A 16582-nucleotide genomic window follows, 5' to 3' on the forward strand; every position below is an offset into this window, starting at 1 on the left:
GTGAGTCGACCGGCTTGCTTTTGAAGGCGCAAAATTCAGTCGGGAACACACCGTGAGCAGAGATGCTGTTGGCACGACCCCTCTCAAATCGTCCGGGCATGTGAAAGCGGCGGGGTGGGGCCGAGGCTTGAGCACTCTGCTGCGCATTACGCGCATGAATTTGAGGCACCCTTGGCAGGTCGCGCTAGTTATCGGTTCGACGATCATAGCCGTGATCCTGCAGTTGCTAATTCCCCGGCTTCTCGGCTGGGCTGTCGACCAGACCCAGGTGGCAATCGGGAGTGGTGTCACGGCGACGGCTGCAGAACAAGCGCTATGGACTCCGGCTCTCCTGCTTCTCGCCGCGAGTACGCTACGCGGCCTCTTCACGATGGCGCAAAACTATTTTGCCGAAGCCGTCGGGTATCACGTCGCGTATGAACTGCGGCTGGCTTGTTACGACAAAGTCCAGCGCCTCAGCTTTTCCTTTCACGACCGGGTGCATTCAGGCGACCTGATCACTCTCGGTATCCTCGATCTCGACGGCGTGCGGATGTATTTTTCCACCGCCCTGGTTCGCTTGCTCCTGCTCACCATGTTGATCGGGATCGGCGCCTACATGATGATCTCAACCGACCCGGTGCTCGGTCTCATCGCGCTAAGCTTCGTGCCTTTCGTAGCCTGGCGATCGTCGGTCACGCAGCTTAAGCTACGCGTCATCTGGCTCGACCTCCAGGAGCGGCTTTCCCTCCTAGGCCGCGTGATGGAGGAAAATCTCGAGGGCATCCGCATTGTCCGGGCGTTTTCGGCACAAGCTTATGAAATGGTAAAGTTCGACCGCGCCTCGAAAAACGCGCTCGAACTCGCCCACGAGCAGGTTGATGTCTACGTGCCCAATACGTCGGCAATGACCCTGGCCTTCTTTTTCGCCATGGGGTTGGTCCTCTGGATCGGTTGCAACAAGGTCATCGCCGGCCAGATCAGCGTTGGGACGCTCACGATGTTCCTGGCCTTCATGACGATCCTGCAAATGCCCGTCCGCCAGATCGGTCTGATGGTCAACGGCTTCGCCCGCGCCAACACTTGCGGTTCGCGCCTCTTCGGTCTGCTCGACCAGGACATTACCATCAGGGATGCTTCCACCGCCAGACCGCTTGAGATCGGTGAAGGCACTCTGCGCTTCGACAATGTCTCGTTTGCATATCCCGGCACCGGAAACCGCGCCATTCTGAAGAATATCACCTTTAGTGCCCGTAGGGGCGAGACGATCGCGATCGTGGGTCCGCCGGGTTCGGGAAAATCGACAATGGCTCACCTGATCCCCCGCTTTTACGATGTCACTGGGGGCACCATCATGCTTGACGGGCAGGACATCCGTGGGGTTACCCTCGCCACGCTTCGCCAGGCGGTCGCCGTCGTACAGCAGGATACATTCCTGTTCACTACCACGATCGAGAACAACATCGCCTATGGCGACCCCTGGGCGAAGGAACAGCGGATCGAGCGCGCTAGCGAATCCGCCCAGTTGCACAATTACATTCTCGGCCTCCCCGCGGGCTACAAGACGGTCGTCGGCGAACGTGGCGCCTCTCTCTCTGGCGGCCAGCGCCAGCGTCTCGCCATAGCTCGCACGATGATGTTGCGCCCATCAATCGTCATTTTCGACGACTCAACGGCCGCGATCGACGCCGCCACCGAGCAGCGCATCCGCGCGGCGATACGGCGTTTCGCCAAGGATAGGCTGACGATCATCATCGCCCACCGGCTCAGTTCGCTCAAGCACGCCGACCGGATCCTGTTTGTCGACAACGGTAAGATCGTGGAACGCGGTACCCATCAGGAGCTCTTGGCCAAGCGAGGACGCTATAAGGCCCTTCATGATCTTCAGTTGCGCCCGGAAGATAACATTGCGACCACGTACAGAGGCGCGCCCTGATGGCCAAGGTGCACGCCAGCGAACTCGAAATCGAACCCAATGACAGCGGCAGACGTCCGCCGCGCGCGGTCGTCGGTTCCCATCGCGTCGAGGAGGAGATGTTCGGCCGGGCTTTTGACAAAAAGATCATTCGGCGCATCTGGGCCTTCGTTCATCCCTACCGGGGCATGGCGGCCCTCTCGGTTGCCGCATTGCTGATTTTCACTGGAACGCAGCTTCTTATCCCGCTGATTATCCGCTACGCGATCGACCAGGCTACAACTCCGGCAGGCGTTGATCGCTCCGCCCTGCTTGAGGCCGCCGGCGCGTTTGCACTAGCCATTCTGGTTAATTTCGGCGCCGCCTACGCGCAGGAAATCGTGGTGGGAAAAATGGCCGAGAACGTCCTCTTCGACATCCGACGCGCCATGTTTGCCCATCTGCAGAAGGTATCGCTCTCCTTCATGGACAAGACCGAGGTCGGACGACTCATGTCCCGCCTCCAAGGCGACGTCAACTCTATCCACGAATTCCTCGAAAGCTCGATCTACTCCGTAGGCGATATCGCGCTTCTCTTCGGCATCGTTTTCGTAATGCTGTACGTCAACTTCAGCCTCGGCCTTCTGACGCTCTCTGTCTTGCCGGTCCTGTTGATTATCCGCATCGTCTGGCTGCCGCGTGCACGCCAGGCCTTCATGGCTGCACAAGACACCAATTCAGTTGTCAACGGCGCGTTGGCCGAAGCCATTCACGGCGTGCGCACCGTCCAGTCCATGGACCGCCAGCAGGTAAACTTCCTGCTGTATGACGACAAGGCACATGCCGACCTCAGGACACACCTGGTTGCCGCCAGGTATGCACAAGCCATGGTGCCGATCGTCGATGGCCTCACCGGTCTCGCCATGGCCGTCGTCATTGTGGTCGGCGGCTCCACGATCGTGAATGGCCGCATCGATGTGGGGGTATTGGTTGTGTACATATTCTATATCCAACGCTTCTTTGACCCGATTCGCTCACTTACTCTGCAATATTCCGTGATGCAGCGTGCAATGGCATCCGGCAAGCGCCTGACCGATGTGCTCGACGTCAGGATCGAGATCCAGGACAAACCGGATGCCAGGATCCTTGCGCCCGAAATGGACGGCTCGGTCGAGTTCAGGAACGTCACGTTCGGCTACGATCCCAAACAGCCGGTGCTGAAAAACGTCTCCTTCCGGGTCAATCCAGGCGAGACGGTCGCCTTGGTCGGGCCGACCGGCTCTGGTAAATCGAGCGCGATGGCGCTCGTCCACCGCTTCTATGATGTTCAGCAAGGTCAAGTGCTGGTCGGCGGACATGATGTGCGCGATCTCGCCCAGGAATCGCTCGGGCTCCAGATCGCCATGGTGCTGCAGGAGCCATTTCTGTTCACCGGGACGATCTTCGAGAACATCCGCTACCACAAGACGGAAGCGACGCGGGACAAAGTGATCGAGGCCGCCAAAGTGGTCGGAGCCCACGACTTCATCATGAGCCTTCCCAACGGGTATGATACCCAACTCGGCGAACGCGGCGGCAACCTTTCTCTCGGCCAGCGTCAGCTTGTCAGTTTCGCCCGCGCTCTCGTTGCCGACGCCAAAGTCCTAGTTCTTGACGAGGCCACCGCCAACATCGACAGCTACACGGAAATGCTGATCCAGAAGGCTCTGCGAAAACTCCTGGAAGGCCGCACTGGCCTTGTCATCGCTCACCGGCTCGCCACAATCCGCGGTGCCGATCGGATCATCGTACTTCAGAATGGCCAGGTTATCGAGACCGGCAACCACGATAAACTGATGGCCATGGGTGGGCTTTATTCCAAACTCTACAATCTCAACTACTCATCCTTCGACGACATTCCCAAAGAGGAAGCCGATCCGACCGTAAAAGCCGCCTCTCGTACCTGACGCATGCATCGCCGGCCGTATCCACTTTAGGCGCGTCGGCGAACGCCGCGGATGAAGCGGGCAGAGACAAGCCACTCGCACTCAAGGAAGCCACCTGCGTGACGGCCGTATGATGAGCCGGATAACCCTATCCGTTTCCAATCAGACGAACGCTGCCTCGCCTTCAGCAAGCCCTGTAGAACAAGAAGCCGTGCCGGACGAGACCGATCAGAAAACGGCGGCAACCATCTGCGACGATCAATTACTGTCGTAAATTCGGCACAGTTTGCCGGGCGACATTGAGCCGGGTTTAACAACCTTGAACCGCCTGCTTATATCCTCAGCGGGTCATCTTACCCGAGCTGGACTTCCCACGACCTTCGCCCCTGCGGGAACGTCTCGCGTGACCACGCTGCCAGCGCCCACGACCGCATCATTGCCAATCGTAATGCCCGGCAGAATGATTGCTCCACCGCCGATCCAGGCACGACTGCCAATTCTGACAGGACGCCCGAACTGCAGACCGGACTGTCGCTGCTCGGGATCATGTGGATGTTCGGCGGTATAGATCTGTACGGCGGGGCCAATTGTCGTTCCTTTGCCAATCCTCACCTCTGCTACGTCAAGGATGACGCAGTTGAAGTTGACGTAGACGTAGGCCTCGATGTGGATGTTGAAACCGTAGTCGCAAAAAAGGGCGGACGGATGACCGCTCCGGGTCCAACTTCTCCGAGCCGCTCCGACAAGAGCGTATGCCAATGCTCGGCAGTTTGGCCCAGCATATCATTGTACCGCTTTAGCCAAGCCCCCGTAGCTAGCAGGTCAGCTTGGATCTCCGGATCCGAAGCATTGTACAACTCGCCTGCGAGCATCTTCTCTTTTTGACTGCGCATCATCGTTCCTCGTCAGACCGTGCCCTCAGGGGTGGTGTAGGAGTGTACAGCATTGCTCGATCGCGCGCGCCCTGGTTCGAGACCGAGAGGTAGTCCCCTCCAGGACCGTTCGCTGCACAGCCTCCAAGCGTTGAAGAAACGCTGATAGACCTGACGCAGGGGCCATAACCGACGGGTGGGCAACTGTCCAGCGGATGATGTTTGATCTGCGGTCACTTCAGGTTTTTTCGTCGGTAGCATACTGTCGTCCCACAACAGCGTCTGGCTCTGGTCGAGGCAAACCGGCTGCTGGGCGCCGAGCGTGTGGCGCGTGGCATCGACGATCCACGCTTCCGGACAAGATCGCACTTCTTCCTGCCCCACACCAAGGCTCGTAAAAATCGTATCAACTCACCGGTCGACCCGGACATTCGTTTCCAACGGTTAGCCTAAGCCTTAGGCAAGAAAGTGCCTAAGCTAAGCGGCGTGTGTCGCGGACCCGACAATCCGACACTCCGTGTCGGATGGCGATCACAGAGCACGATGGTACTCAGAGACCGGAAAAATCGGGCTGCGAGTCGGAGGCAATTGAGCATGAGACCGCTGGAGGCATTCGGCCTGTACTCGGTTCGGGCTGCTATTGATCCCGCGGTTCGGACACCCAGCGCCCCAGCCGTCCACTGGTGCAATGCACCTGCCCTGTTTGCGGACGCATCAATCGACGAACCCGCCGCCAGTCTACTGAACATGGGCGGTTGATGCCGGTCGCGCCAGTGGCGTTCGAGTAGCCGGGTCGCGCAACCATCATAGCCGAAGCCGGCGGTCTTCGCCGTTTTCGGTGTTCATCGAGTTTCTAAGTTCTGCCTGTGGACTCTCGACACAGCCGTCAGGCCAATATCGAGGCCAGCCAGCCTTTCCAAGTTCGGCGACGCACCCGGACGAGCCAGGCAAGTTGCCAAGCGTCAGCGTGAGAACGGATTCTTCGGGCATAGTTCGAGCACTACATCGCAAGAGGATCGCGACAATCAGATCTGCGCCTCAAGGCGGTGATTGCCGCTACAGTGAAGATGGCACGTGTTGTGCAGCATCGGCGAATGCGGTCCGACTACCGGCCTTTCGTTAAGGGCGGGACGGTCCCGACCAAGCCAGGAGCACCAATTGCGCAATCCCCTCGCCTTTCTCCACTTGAGTGCCCTAGATGCAGTCGCTCCGTCTCGCCGGCGTCTTCATCTAAATGCTGGGCGCGAGCTGATGATCACGCGCAAGCAGGCGCTCGCCTTTCTGGCCGATCCCGACGCCTACCTCAATGGAAAGCCGCTATGAGCTCGAATGATACATCAGCGCTACGAATACGAGACCTTCGGGGCAGGGCATCATCCCCTCGCGGAACGTAGCCACGCCGCTCTGGCCTACGCCAGCAAGGGCCAACTCAGATAGCAGGCCAGAGACGGCAACCACGTGAACCTGCACACGCGCCAGCCGGCGACGACTGCGCGATCGACAAATGACCTACACGCCGGCATTTTGCTGTTGTCGGCGCTCTCTTGGCCCGAGGATTGCGTGACCCTCACCGAACTACCCCGGATTTCGAAACCATCAACAGGAGTAAAGATGGACACCCCACAATTCGAGCGGGAGATCCACAAGATCGCCAACCGATGTGTGAGCGAGGCCAGGGCAGTCGCCAAGAAACGACGGCGCTGGACTCAGGAACTAACTGCGACAGACGTCGCTGCCGGCATCGACACGGCCGAGATCGCACGCCCGGCCGACGCGGCCAGGACCAACGTTGACGAGGGGACGTGGCTGTGACGACGATTGCCTATAGGCACGGCGTGATGGCCGCCGACAGCCGTGCCTACGGCGGCCGCGAGGGATCAATCGGCTCCAAGGTCAAAATCCGCCGTCTTCCGGATGGACGCCTGATTGGCGCCACCAGTGCCCAGGTTGGCGCCGGTGAGGCCATTTTGGACTGGTATGCCGCTGGCGCCGACGTTCACAAGACGCCAGAGGGTGTAGAAAGCGATGAGGTCGGTCTGCTGGTCGTTCATCCCGACGGGCGCGCTCAGGTGGCGTCCGGCGCCTGGACGCTGACCGGCATGCTCGAAAACGCCTATTTCGCTGTTGGGAGCGGCTCCCATTACGCGGTGGCCATTCTCGAATTCGGCGGGACCCCACAGCAGGCTGTAGAGATCGCCTGCAAGTTCGATTCGTGCTCCGGGCTCCCGGTCGTGTCCCTGATGCACGGAGCGCCCTGCCCTTCCCCGCGCCACTCCAGGCGGGCCAAGTGGCTGTCGTGGGTCGGCAGGAGGTTCAAGATTTCGGGCTAGCTATCGTCGCGGTTGCCGTGACAATAAATGGTTCACCATCGGCCGTGCGCAACGGGTTCTTCTCGCCAGAGGCGGCGCCGGTGGCGGCCCCAACCTCCAGCGCCATCAGCCGCTCGGCCAAAGAGCGTTTGCCAATGCTCGGCAGTTTGGCCCAGCGTATCATTGTACCGCTTTAGCCAAGCCTCCGTGGGGGCTTGGATCTCCGGATCCGCGGCATTGTACAACTCGCACGCCCCCCGGATTTGAGAACCGGGCGGCAGTCTTGTTGACGACCAAGTTCTTCTGCACAATTATCAGGCGGTGAAACATTGCTGAGAATCGGACGCGGTGTAAGCATCAGTCAGCAACTGTCCAGCCGTGTCGATGTCTGCCACTTTTCAGATTTGGCCGTCTGCCGATACAGCGGTAAGCGATCGGCGTATGTGTCAGACCGGCATTGGGCGCGGTGACTGCGCGCCCTCCACCACACACGATCAGGCAACCCAAGAGACTATAAATCTCCGGCATCATGCGCGGGATCCTCCCAACAACGGAGTGTTCTCGCTCGCATTCAGCCTGACGCAACTCACATCCCGCGCCGTTTGTCGGACAGCAGAACATCTAGCCTGCACGCCATTCATGGAACGCGGTGAGGGCACCCGGTTAAGCGAACTCCGGTTAGCAGACATTCTGCGCGTTCAGACGCGGCAACGTGACACGCTGCCCGCATCCCGACTCGCCGCCTCAGTCACCGTATCGTGACATAGTCTCCATGATCCACTCGCGATAATATGACACGCGCGTATACACACCGTATGTCTTTCCGCATTCCTCCCCATTCGATACAATTCCAACCAAGATGGCGCTGCCTTCGCTATCGTATTTGATCAGAGGACCTCCACTGTCCCCTTGGCAAGCATCGGTCCCGCCGCTTTCGGTTCCGGCGCACATCATCCCAGGAAGGATCCCTTTATATTTGCGGCTGCACGTTTTGTTGTCGACGTACGGGACCTTGCCCTCCCGGAGCTCGTCTGATGGCTCTCCACGATATTGTGTAGCTCCGAAACCCGTCACGGTAAGGGGCTCGCCAATACGAATGTGCGTCCTGGGGGTAGCAAGGCGAATGGCCACAGCGGGTCGCGTACTGTGCACCCGAACGAGCGCCACATCATGTTCGCATGTGTTCGCTTTATATCCTGGATGAACAATAAGCTCCTTTACATCTAACGAAACGCCACCGATTACAATGGCCTCGACCTCGTTGACTCTTGCATCCGCTAAACAGTGCGCCGCTGTGAGGATCCATCGCTTTCCGATCACCGATCCACCGCACACAGCTGAGCCAATGGTGAGTTCGGCCTGCCAAGGATGATCTTCGAACGTGGTCGGCTTGCCGAGAACGATTTTCTTTCGAAAAGGACTCGTGGGCTCCAGCGTTGAGTCGGCTGGCTCGCAAGATACAGAATTTTGAGCATGGGCGTGTTTTCCACCAAAAAGGACAGCGAGCGCGCAGAGGGCAGCGAGCGCGCAGAGGGCATGACGACGGGTGAGCGGTAGCATCGGTTCCTCGTACTATTTTGCTTTTGGGGCCAACTAGGTCGAAATAGCTAAATTGGCCCTCCTGCCCGCCCATCTCATGGCTAGGTAGCAACGCCTCATCTCGGGTGAGACCCCAATGTTCTTGCCTGGGATCAAGGCGGGCTGGTTCGATCGAATCGGAATTGGCATTGACGCGGGGGGCCCACATCACTCGTCTCAAGGGGCCAAAGCACCAAGGCTTGATGTGGTTCGGTCGATTGTTTCACAGACGCTTGATCTCGATACCGTATTTCCTCAGCATGTAGCCAATCTGGCGCGGCGTCAGTCCAAGCAGGCGTGCCGCCTTTGCCTGGACCCAGCCACATCTTTCCATGGCCGCGATGACACCTTCAGCATCGATCATTCTCGCACCGTTTAAGTGGGCTGTCCCGGTAGGGCCCAGCGGCGGCTGTCCTGTGCTCTCAGACGGGAAGGCGACGGCGGCAGAACTGCCGGCAGCCTGCGGTATGGCCCGAACAGGTGGCATCGGCACGAACGGCTGGGTTTGCGGCGCGAGGTTGTCAGACCTGATCTTATGCAGCGCCGCAGCGAAGCATTGGCCCCGGCAGCATGCAAAGTCGCCTCTCCCGATTGATGCTCCCGCGGCCAGAACCGCTGTCCGATACACGCAGTTTTCGAGCTCGCGAATGTTGCCGGGAAAATCACAGTTTGTCAGTACTTCAATCGCACTGGGATCGAAGGTCAGCATACCGCCGTTCTCATCGTTGAACTTCTTGAGAAACTCGGCTGCGAGGAGCGGAATATCAGTGCGCCTTTCGCGTAGTGCCGGCACCAGCAAAGGAACCACATTGATGCGGTAATAGAGGTCGGCACGGAACTCATTCCTGGCAACTGCTTCTTCCAGGTTCTTGTTCGTGGCGGCAATGATGCGAACATCGACTTTAATGGTCTGGTTGCCGCCGACGCGCTCGAACTCCTGCTCCTGCAGCACGCGCAAGAGCTTTACCTGGAACGATGGCGAGATCTCGCCGATCTCATCCAGGAACAACGTCCCCTTGTCGGCGAGCTCAAAGTGCCCTTTACGTGAGTTGAACGCGCCTGTGAATGCACCCCTCTCATGACCGAATAATTCGGATTCCAGGAGTGTCTCGGACAGCGCCGCGCAATTGACCTTGATCAAGGGCCGCTTGGCGCGCGGCGAAAACTCGTGGATAGCCTTGGCGACCATCTCCTTCCCGGTACCGGATTCGCCTCGCAACAGAACCGCAATCTTGGCCTTGGCTACGACCGCGACCTCCCCAAGCAGATCGCGGAACACCAAGCTGTCGCCGATCATCCCCTCGACGTGAATCTTGTTACGCTGCCGCGCCGGGTGGTTCTGCTTTGGTAGCAAGTCCTGCTGTGCCATCGGTTGCTCGCGGTCGCCCACGAAAGAGCGATGCAACTTCACTGTCTGTCCTACCAGGTTGGCGATTAGGTTGAGCAGATGGAGGGTGTAATCGAGCCAAACTCTTGAGCCGTTGTCCAGTACGTGGTCGATGGTCAGTGTGCCCACGACATTCGCATCGACGCGAATGGGAACGCCGATGAAGGACACTGGTATGTTGTCGGAGACCCCGAGCACGTCCATGTCGGCGGCGGTGAAAGCCGAATGAACCGCGATGTTCTCGATGACCAGAGGCGTTTCCGTCGTCCTAATCTGGTCGATTGCCTTGCGCGGCAGAGACAGCCGGCGGCCCTCACTGCAGCTCTCGCTCCAGCCGGCGCCGACGGCGATATCCACTTCGCCATCACTGTCGACGAGAGAGATGATGCCGTGCCGCATCGGCAGAAACGATCGCAGAATATCCACGACCTTCGCCAACGTGACTTCGAGCCCGGAGGGGGCGGTGAGCGCTGTCGATATTTTCGATATGCCGGCGAGCTCGCTCTCGCGCGACGGCAGAATAGCGGATTCTACGTCATCCCTTTTCGCGTCGTGAAGCGCTGTGCCGCATGACGGCGCCTGCTCAGCACTTTCTTCAGATTGGCGATTCTTGTCCTGATCTAGCATGTCATCCTCGATTTCGGGCCGCGATATCAACTTCGCGCCATGTGGGCCTGCGACGTCGCTGGGCGTAGACGCCCTCGTCAAACGGTAATCTGGGCCCCAGCCACCGTTGGCCGGAGCCAGCATGAGTTTCTTCGCCGCGCAGGCCGCCGCGGATTGGCGCGCTTGCTGGCGCGTGGAAGCCACTCATCGAAGTGCTTAGACGTTGCTAGAGACAATCGGACGCAGCGTTGGCGGCAGCACGCCGGACTTCCGCAGCCGGCATAAGATGAAAAATGGGTCTCACGGTTTTGGGCGTCGGTCAGGCCCCCATGAGTGGCAAGCACGACCAATGCCGGAGGCGATGGTTGATCCACGGCTTGGCTATCCTTCCTGAAGCGGGCGCCGATCAGGCTCCTCACGAACGCAACACACGTAGCCCTACAGAGCGGCTAGTCAATTGGGCCGTCCTTTCATTTCTGATAGGGAAGAAACAGGCTATGATAGAATCCCATCAGTCCAGATTTTTACCAGCAGGTCGATTCGGAACGGCACAGATGTTTGCCCCGACGCTCTACGGGAGCCTGGCGCGCTGAGCGTACCGAGCGCATTGCGCGCTTCTATCGCCCCTAAGTGGTGCGGAAGCGGCAATCGCTGCCGACGCCCTCCTGGTCGGCTCGCTGAGTGGATCGCGACAATCGTTCTTTCCCTCGCTATTGATGCCATGGCAAGAGAACAGGCTACGGCGCGTGCCATGGCGCGAAGTTGTCGTCGTGCGGGGCTTCAGTCTTGCTCCGAAGTATCTCCTCAATCACACCATTGCGCCATGACCGGCGGGATCAATCGGTCTGTCGACGGCGGCGCCTTTGAGACGCTCAGCTTCGGCGGGAGCGCGGCCAGAGCACGCTCGTGTAGGGAATCCTCCACTCCGGTGCTCGGTCCGTCGCAAATACGACAAGGAAGCGAGGGGCGTCGGGGCGCCAGAGACACGAACGGCGACCGCTCTACCAGGCAAAGCAATTAGTGCACGGCGCCCTGTCAATCCTCCTCCCTCTTCTACCGGACAGCATTGCTTCAGACATGGAACAATGCCGAGCCTTAAGTACGGGATTTCGCCCAGAATGGAGGCAGCCAGTGCGGAAACCCGCACAAGCCTCGCGGACACCGGGTGGCCGAGCGTATGAACACGCATGATTGGGCGCGGGATTTCCACTTGGCACGACGCTTGCGGCGGAGACGACAGCAGCGCTCGACCGGAGCGCCGCGATGGGAGAAGGCGCGGGAAGGGGGAGGCCCACCCGGTCCGGTCAGGGAGAGAAAAGCTGTTGGCTCCACCAATTCGAAGCGCGGGTCCCCCAGCCCGCAAGGCCTTCTACGCCCAACTGTACGTGCAGGTGCTTGCCGCCATAGCCCTCGGTGTCGCAGTCGGCTATTTCTATCCGGGCACCGGAGAGGCTCTGAAGCCGCTCGGCGATGCTTTCATCAAGCTCGTGAAGATGATTATCGCACCTGTGATCTTTCTAACCGTAACGACCGGCATTGCAGGCATGAACGATCTCAAGAAGGTCGGCCGGGTCGCCGGCAAGGCGATGATCTATTTCCTCACCTTCTCGAGCCTCGCATTGATCGTCGGTCTCGTTGTCGCAAATGTCGTTCAGCCAGGTGACGGCCTCAATATCGATCCGGCCTCGCTCGATGTCCAGGCGGTGCAGGGTTATGCCGCCAAGGTCCACGAGCAGTCCGTGACCGGCTTCCTGATGAACATCATCCCGTCAACGATCGTTGGTGCCTTCGCCGAAGGCAACATCCTGCAGGTCCTGTTCTTCTCGATTCTGTTCGGCAGCGCTCTGGCGATGGTCGGAGACACGGGCAAGCCTGTGCTTTCCTTGCTTCAAGCGCTCCTCGCGCCGGTGTTCAAGCTGGTCGGCATTCTGATGCAGGCCGCGCCTGTCGGCGCTTTCGGCGCCATGGCCTTCACCATCGGCAAATATGGCATCGGTTCAGTGGCCAACCTCGCCATGCTGGTCGCGACGTTCTATTTCACCGCCTTCCTTTTCGTGTTCGGGGTCCTCGGCGCGGTCTGCCGGTACAACGGCTTCTCGATCTTTTCACTCGTCCGGTACATCAAGGAAGAGCTGCTTCTGGTCCTGGCCACGTCCTCCTCCGAGGCTGCGCTGCCCTCGCTCATGGAGAAGATGGAGAAGGCCGGCGCCAAGCGTTCCGTCGTGGGTCTCGTTATTCCGACTGGGTATTCCTTCAATCTGGACGGCACCAATATCTACATGACGCTCGCCGCCCTCTTCATCGCCCAGGCGACGAACACGCATTTGTCGGTTACCGATCAGATTTTCCTGTTGCTCATTGCGATGCTTTCCTCGAAGGGTGCGGCAGGTATCACAGGGGCCGGCTTCATCACCTTGGCCGCTACGCTCTCCGTAATACCAAGTGTTCCCGTTGCTGGGATGGCTCTAATCCTTGGAGTGGACCGCTTCATGTCCGAATGCCGAGCGCTGACCAATGTCGTCGGCAACGCAGTGGCCTCGCTCGTTGTCGCCCGCTGGGAAGGCGAATTGGACGAAGGGCGCATGAAAGCCGCCTTCTACGGGAGCCTGCCGAGGGATTGAACGGGCTAACCCCGGCCCAGCAAGATGCAGCAGCACGACCTATCGAGGCGCCGGCTGTCACCAGCACGAAACAATCGGCTCGCTGGCTCCAACAGCGCTTCGCGGGCCAATGAATCAGAAGCGCCAAAATGCGGTGAGTACAAGAAACATGGACGCCTTATGCAAACGAACCGTAGATCGACACGCGCCCGGTTGCGCCTGGAGCGCGGTTCATCGGATAGGCTGTCGCTCGTCGAGAATGCCGAAATCTCCACTTTGCCGCCCCGAACCGTCGCGGGGATGCCCCCGATGACCGAGAGACCGCCGATCGGAACTGGAGCGACGACCAAGCGCCCCACAATTGCCGATCTCGCCCGCGAAGCCGGGGTGAGCGTGGCAACGGTCGATCGGGTGCTGAACGCTCGCCTTCCAGTGAGGGAGGAGACCGCGCGGCGGGTCCACGAAGCCGCTCACGCGATCGGCTATCAAAACGCGGGTCTCATCAAACAGCGCTGGCGACCGGACCTGCCGCGGTATCGGCTGGGCTTCATCCTGAGAAAGCCGGCCCAGCATTTCTACCAAGAATTCGTGCGCGAGGTCGAAGCAGCGGTTAGTTCGGCCGAGTCCTTCGTTGGCAGGCCTTCCATCGAATTCGCGCGCTCACATTTGCCCGAGGACCTGGCGGCTACCCTCAAGGATCTTGGTAGGCGCTGTCACGCGATAGGCATGGTGGCTCCGGACCATCCTAAGATCACGGCAGCAGTCGAGGAGCTCAAGGCTAAAGGCATCCCGGTTTTCTCTCTGCTTTCTGACTTCGCCGCTGGCGTGCGCGAGGGTTACGTCGGTCTCGACAACCGCAAGGTCGGGCGCACGGCAGCTTGGATGTTCTCCAAAGCCGCCAAACGGCCTGGCAAAGTGGCGGTGTTTGTCGGCAGCCACCGTTTCCAGAGTCATGGCCTGCGGGAAAGCGGCTTTCGTTCCTATTTCCGTGAGAACCAGCCAGCATTCGAGGTGCTCGATACGCTCGTGAACCTTGAGAAACGAGAGATCACTTACGAGACGCTACTGGATCTTATGCAGCGGGAACCTGATCTCGTCGGCTTCTACATGGCCGGCGGTGGCATGGAGGGTGCCATCTCCGCGCTCCGGGACGAGGGCAAAGGTCAAGATCTCGTCGCGATCGTGAATGAAATCACGCCGGAGTCACGGAGGGCCCTCGCCGACGACGTCATTACGATGGCGCTCGCCACGCCACTGCGCCGACTTTGCCAGGAGCTGATGCCGCTTATGGACAACGCCATCAAGACCGGCACGGCGGAGACAGCGGGGCAGACATTGCTGCCGTTTGAGATTTATGTATCGGAAAATATCTGAATGACGTAATTCTATCAGAGGCTGGGACATTTCTATCATAAATGCAAGAATCGCGCAATTGACTCGCCTGCTTCATTCAGGTTTGTGCATCGGCCTGTGGTGGGGGCGCGCGGAGAAGCCAGACAAAGCGAAACTGGCGCCGCACTTCTGGAAGGAAAGCCAACCCTATGCGCCAGGTATCTCCCCGCTTTGCGCTCGACCACATGACCGCGCCCTCACTAGACGTCAGTGCAATTTTCGCACTTGCTCGTGACCACGGCCTGACCGAGGTTCAAATTCGTGACCATCATTTCAGCAATCCTGTTACACGCGCCATTCCGGCTGCGGACGTCCGGTCTGCTGCTACCAAAGCCGGCGTCACGATAATCTCCATCAACGCCTTGCAGCGCTTCAACGACTGGACTCCCACGCGTCAGGCCGAGGCGAGCAAGCTCGCCGACTATGCGGCGGCGTGCGGGGCTAAGATGGTCGTGCTGGTGCCGGTCAACGACGGCTCGTGGGCCGGCAACGGCGAGCGCCATGACAATCTCCGCGTCGCTCTAAATGCGCTCAAGCCGATCCTCCAGTCGCGCGGTCTAATCGGCCTCATCGAGCCGCTGGGCTTTCGAACCTGCTCGCTGCGATCAAAGAAGGAAGCGGCCGAGGCCATTGCCGCAGTTGATGGCCAGTCCGTCTACCGCCTCGTGCACGACACGTTCCACCACACACTGGCCGGGGAGATATCCTTGTTCTGCGAGCTTACTGGCCTGGTGCACATTTCAGGCGTGAACGACCCGACCTTCTGGATTTACCCGGATCGCTTCCTTGGAGGGTCCGACAATGGCAGCCAGATCCAGGCGCTGCTTGATGGCGGCTACGCGGGACCCTTCTCATTCGAGCTGGTCGAGGAAGTCCGCACGCTGGACGATCTCGCAGGCGCACTTGCCGCCAGCATTGACTTCATCAAACGCGCTATGTTGACGCAAAAGCAAGTGCTGGCAGACGTAGTAAATCTAAGTGCGCCTAGAGCCTCCCGTGGTGTCACAGCGGAGCAGCCATCCGAGATGCCTCCTGCATCATTATCTCCCGCATCCAGATGCTTGCCGGATCGCTATTGTGCAGAGCCGGCCATCGGACGGTTTCGGTGAAAGCGGGGAGCGGCAGCGGAAGTTCGACGACCTGAAGGGGGAACGTTTTTTCGAAATGCCTGACCAGCCGCAAGGGCATGGTCGCTATACGAGCCGTGCCGGACACCATAGGCGGGATCATGCTGAAGCCCTGCACGACGACCTCGACACGTCTCTTAAGACCATGCTCAAGCAAAAACCATTCCTCGATGGAGGGCTTCAGCAAACGTCCGAACCTGACGCAGACGTGCCTCATCGACATGTATCTCTCGAATGTAAGCTGCCGTGGCAGCTGCTTGTTCGTGGGACAGCCTACGCAAACGAGCCTCTCGTTGAACAGCGGCACGCTTGAATGCGCACTCGACGTGAACAAATCCGGGAGAATTAGAAAATCGACGTCACCGCGCCGGAGGAGCTCATCGGGGCTATCGTCGAGAGGCAGCAATTCGAAGTTGACGGCGGGGGCTTCCCGGGCAACACGCTCCACGACTTTTTCAAAAAACACGAGCGTGGCGAAATCGGAAACAATGATCCTGAAGCGGCGGTCGGATCGAGCTGGGTTAAACGGATCCGAAGAAATAATCGAGGACTGGATGTGCAGGAGAGCGTCGCGGACTGCGGGGGCAAGTGCTGCTGCACGTGATGTCAGAATACGTTCTCGGCCGCTCATGCTGAACAGTTCATCGCCGAAAAAATCGCGCAGCCGGGCGACGGCCGAACTCATGGCCGGCTGACTGAGGTTGATGCGGCGTGCCGCCGCCGAGAGATTGCGCTCGGCCAGCAGCGCGTCGAGCACGACGAGAAGGTTCAGATCCAGCCCTTTGAACCGCATGTCGTCAGCTATCCATAGCGTGAATGCGTTTCATCGAAACAAACGATTTTATCATCGTTCTGAAATCTTGCATGGACAAACACCTGACGCATCGATCACCCGCTGCCTCTATGCCGTGAT

The 16582-nt window shown here is 59.3% G+C and carries 10 protein-coding genes and 2 pseudogenes; 8 read left to right on the forward strand and 4 right to left on the reverse strand.

Going from position 1 to position 16582, the window contains the following annotated elements; all coding sequences use genetic code 11:
* The first annotated feature begins 52 nt into the window (after window positions 1–52).
* The gene (locus tag AC56QP_RS13675; protein ID WP_497100454.1) at window positions 53–1915 is read left to right on the forward strand and encodes an ABC transporter ATP-binding protein; all 1863 of its coding nucleotides are present in this window, start codon (window positions 53–55) and stop codon (window positions 1913–1915) included.
* The gene (locus AC56QP_RS13680) at window positions 1915–3819 is read left to right on the forward strand and encodes an ABC transporter ATP-binding protein (protein ID WP_497100453.1); all 1905 of its coding nucleotides are present in this window, start codon (window positions 1915–1917) and stop codon (window positions 3817–3819) included. The genes AC56QP_RS13675 and AC56QP_RS13680 overlap by 1 nt, the downstream gene beginning before the upstream one ends.
* A 327-nt stretch (window positions 3820–4146) precedes the next feature.
* Here the strand turns inward: AC56QP_RS13680 and AC56QP_RS13685 are convergent.
* A pseudogene (locus tag AC56QP_RS13685) lies at window positions 4147–4694 on the reverse strand (sugar O-acetyltransferase).
* Window positions 4695–5828: 1134 nt separating this feature from the next.
* Between AC56QP_RS13685 and AC56QP_RS13690 the strand changes: the two are divergent.
* The 3 genes from AC56QP_RS13690 (at window position 5829) to AC56QP_RS13700 (ending at window position 7000) form a co-directional block, all read left to right on the forward strand.
* Complete coding sequence (locus tag AC56QP_RS13690) at window positions 5829–5993, forward strand: hypothetical protein (RefSeq protein ID WP_208647029.1); 165 nt, start codon at window positions 5829–5831, stop codon at window positions 5991–5993.
* Between the two features lie 288 nt (window positions 5994–6281).
* Window positions 6282–6482 carry a hypothetical protein gene (locus AC56QP_RS13695; protein ID WP_111542600.1) on the forward strand — a complete coding sequence of 67 codons (201 nt, stop codon included), beginning with the start codon at window positions 6282–6284 and terminating at the stop codon, window positions 6480–6482.
* Window positions 6479–7000, forward strand: a complete 522-nt coding sequence (locus AC56QP_RS13700; protein WP_497100452.1) for an Ntn hydrolase family protein — start codon at window positions 6479–6481, stop codon at window positions 6998–7000. Before AC56QP_RS13695 ends, AC56QP_RS13700 begins: the two co-directional genes overlap by 4 nt.
* Window positions 7001–7723: 723 nt before the next feature.
* Here AC56QP_RS13700 and AC56QP_RS13705 read toward each other — a convergent pair.
* Together AC56QP_RS13705 and nifA are read right to left on the reverse strand one after the other, a co-directional pair.
* Window positions 7724–8539: a serine protease gene (locus AC56QP_RS13705; RefSeq protein ID WP_497100451.1), complete on the reverse strand. Its 816-nt coding sequence runs from the start codon at window positions 8537–8539 to the stop codon at window positions 7724–7726.
* Between the two features lie 241 nt (window positions 8540–8780).
* On the reverse strand, window positions 8781–10571 hold the full coding sequence (nifA, locus tag AC56QP_RS13710; protein ID WP_497100450.1) for a nif-specific transcriptional activator NifA: 1791 nt from the start codon (window positions 10569–10571) through the stop codon (window positions 8781–8783).
* 1301 nt (window positions 10572–11872) lie between these two features.
* Here nifA and AC56QP_RS13715 point away from each other — a divergent pair.
* From AC56QP_RS13715 to AC56QP_RS13725, 3 genes and pseudogenes are all read left to right on the forward strand, one after another.
* Window positions 11873–13171 (forward strand): dicarboxylate/amino acid:cation symporter, encoded by a 1299-nt coding sequence (locus tag AC56QP_RS13715; protein WP_497100449.1) that lies wholly within the window; start codon window positions 11873–11875, stop codon window positions 13169–13171.
* A 288-nt stretch (window positions 13172–13459) separates the two neighbouring features.
* Window positions 13460–14524, forward strand: a complete 1065-nt coding sequence (locus AC56QP_RS13720) for a LacI family DNA-binding transcriptional regulator (RefSeq protein WP_497100448.1) — start codon at window positions 13460–13462, stop codon at window positions 14522–14524.
* 167 nt (window positions 14525–14691) lie between these two features.
* Window positions 14692–15468: pseudogene (locus tag AC56QP_RS13725) on the forward strand (TIM barrel protein); the annotation flags it as partial.
* Window positions 15469–15544: 76 nt separating this feature from the next.
* On the opposite strand, the gene AC56QP_RS13730 reads toward AC56QP_RS13725, so the two are convergent.
* Window positions 15545–16462 (reverse strand): LysR family transcriptional regulator, encoded by a 918-nt coding sequence (locus AC56QP_RS13730; RefSeq protein ID WP_489859445.1) that lies wholly within the window; start codon window positions 16460–16462, stop codon window positions 15545–15547.
* Between the last annotated feature and the right edge of the window lie 120 nt (window positions 16463–16582).

Source organism: Mesorhizobium sp. RCAM 05104, assembly GCF_059683645.1.

Bases quoted from the DNA above. Each gene is read 5' to 3' on its own strand.
- AC56QP_RS13705 (WP_497100451.1), bottom strand. From the start codon at position 8,539: ATGCTACCGCTCACCCGTCGTCATGCCCTCTGCGCGCTCGCTGCCCTC.
- AC56QP_RS13730 (WP_489859445.1), bottom strand. From the start codon at position 16,462: ATGCGGTTCAAAGGGCTGGATCTGAACCTTCTCGTCGTGCTCGACGCG.
- AC56QP_RS13695 (WP_111542600.1), top strand. From the start codon at position 6,282: ATGGACACCCCACAATTCGAGCGGGAGATCCACAAGATCGCCAACCGA.
- AC56QP_RS13720 (WP_497100448.1), top strand. From the start codon at position 13,460: ATGACCGAGAGACCGCCGATCGGAACTGGAGCGACGACCAAGCGCCCC.
- nifA (WP_497100450.1), bottom strand. From the start codon at position 10,571: ATGCTAGATCAGGACAAGAATCGCCAATCTGAAGAAAGTGCTGAGCAG.
- AC56QP_RS13680 (WP_497100453.1), top strand. From the start codon at position 1,915: ATGGCCAAGGTGCACGCCAGCGAACTCGAAATCGAACCCAATGACAGC.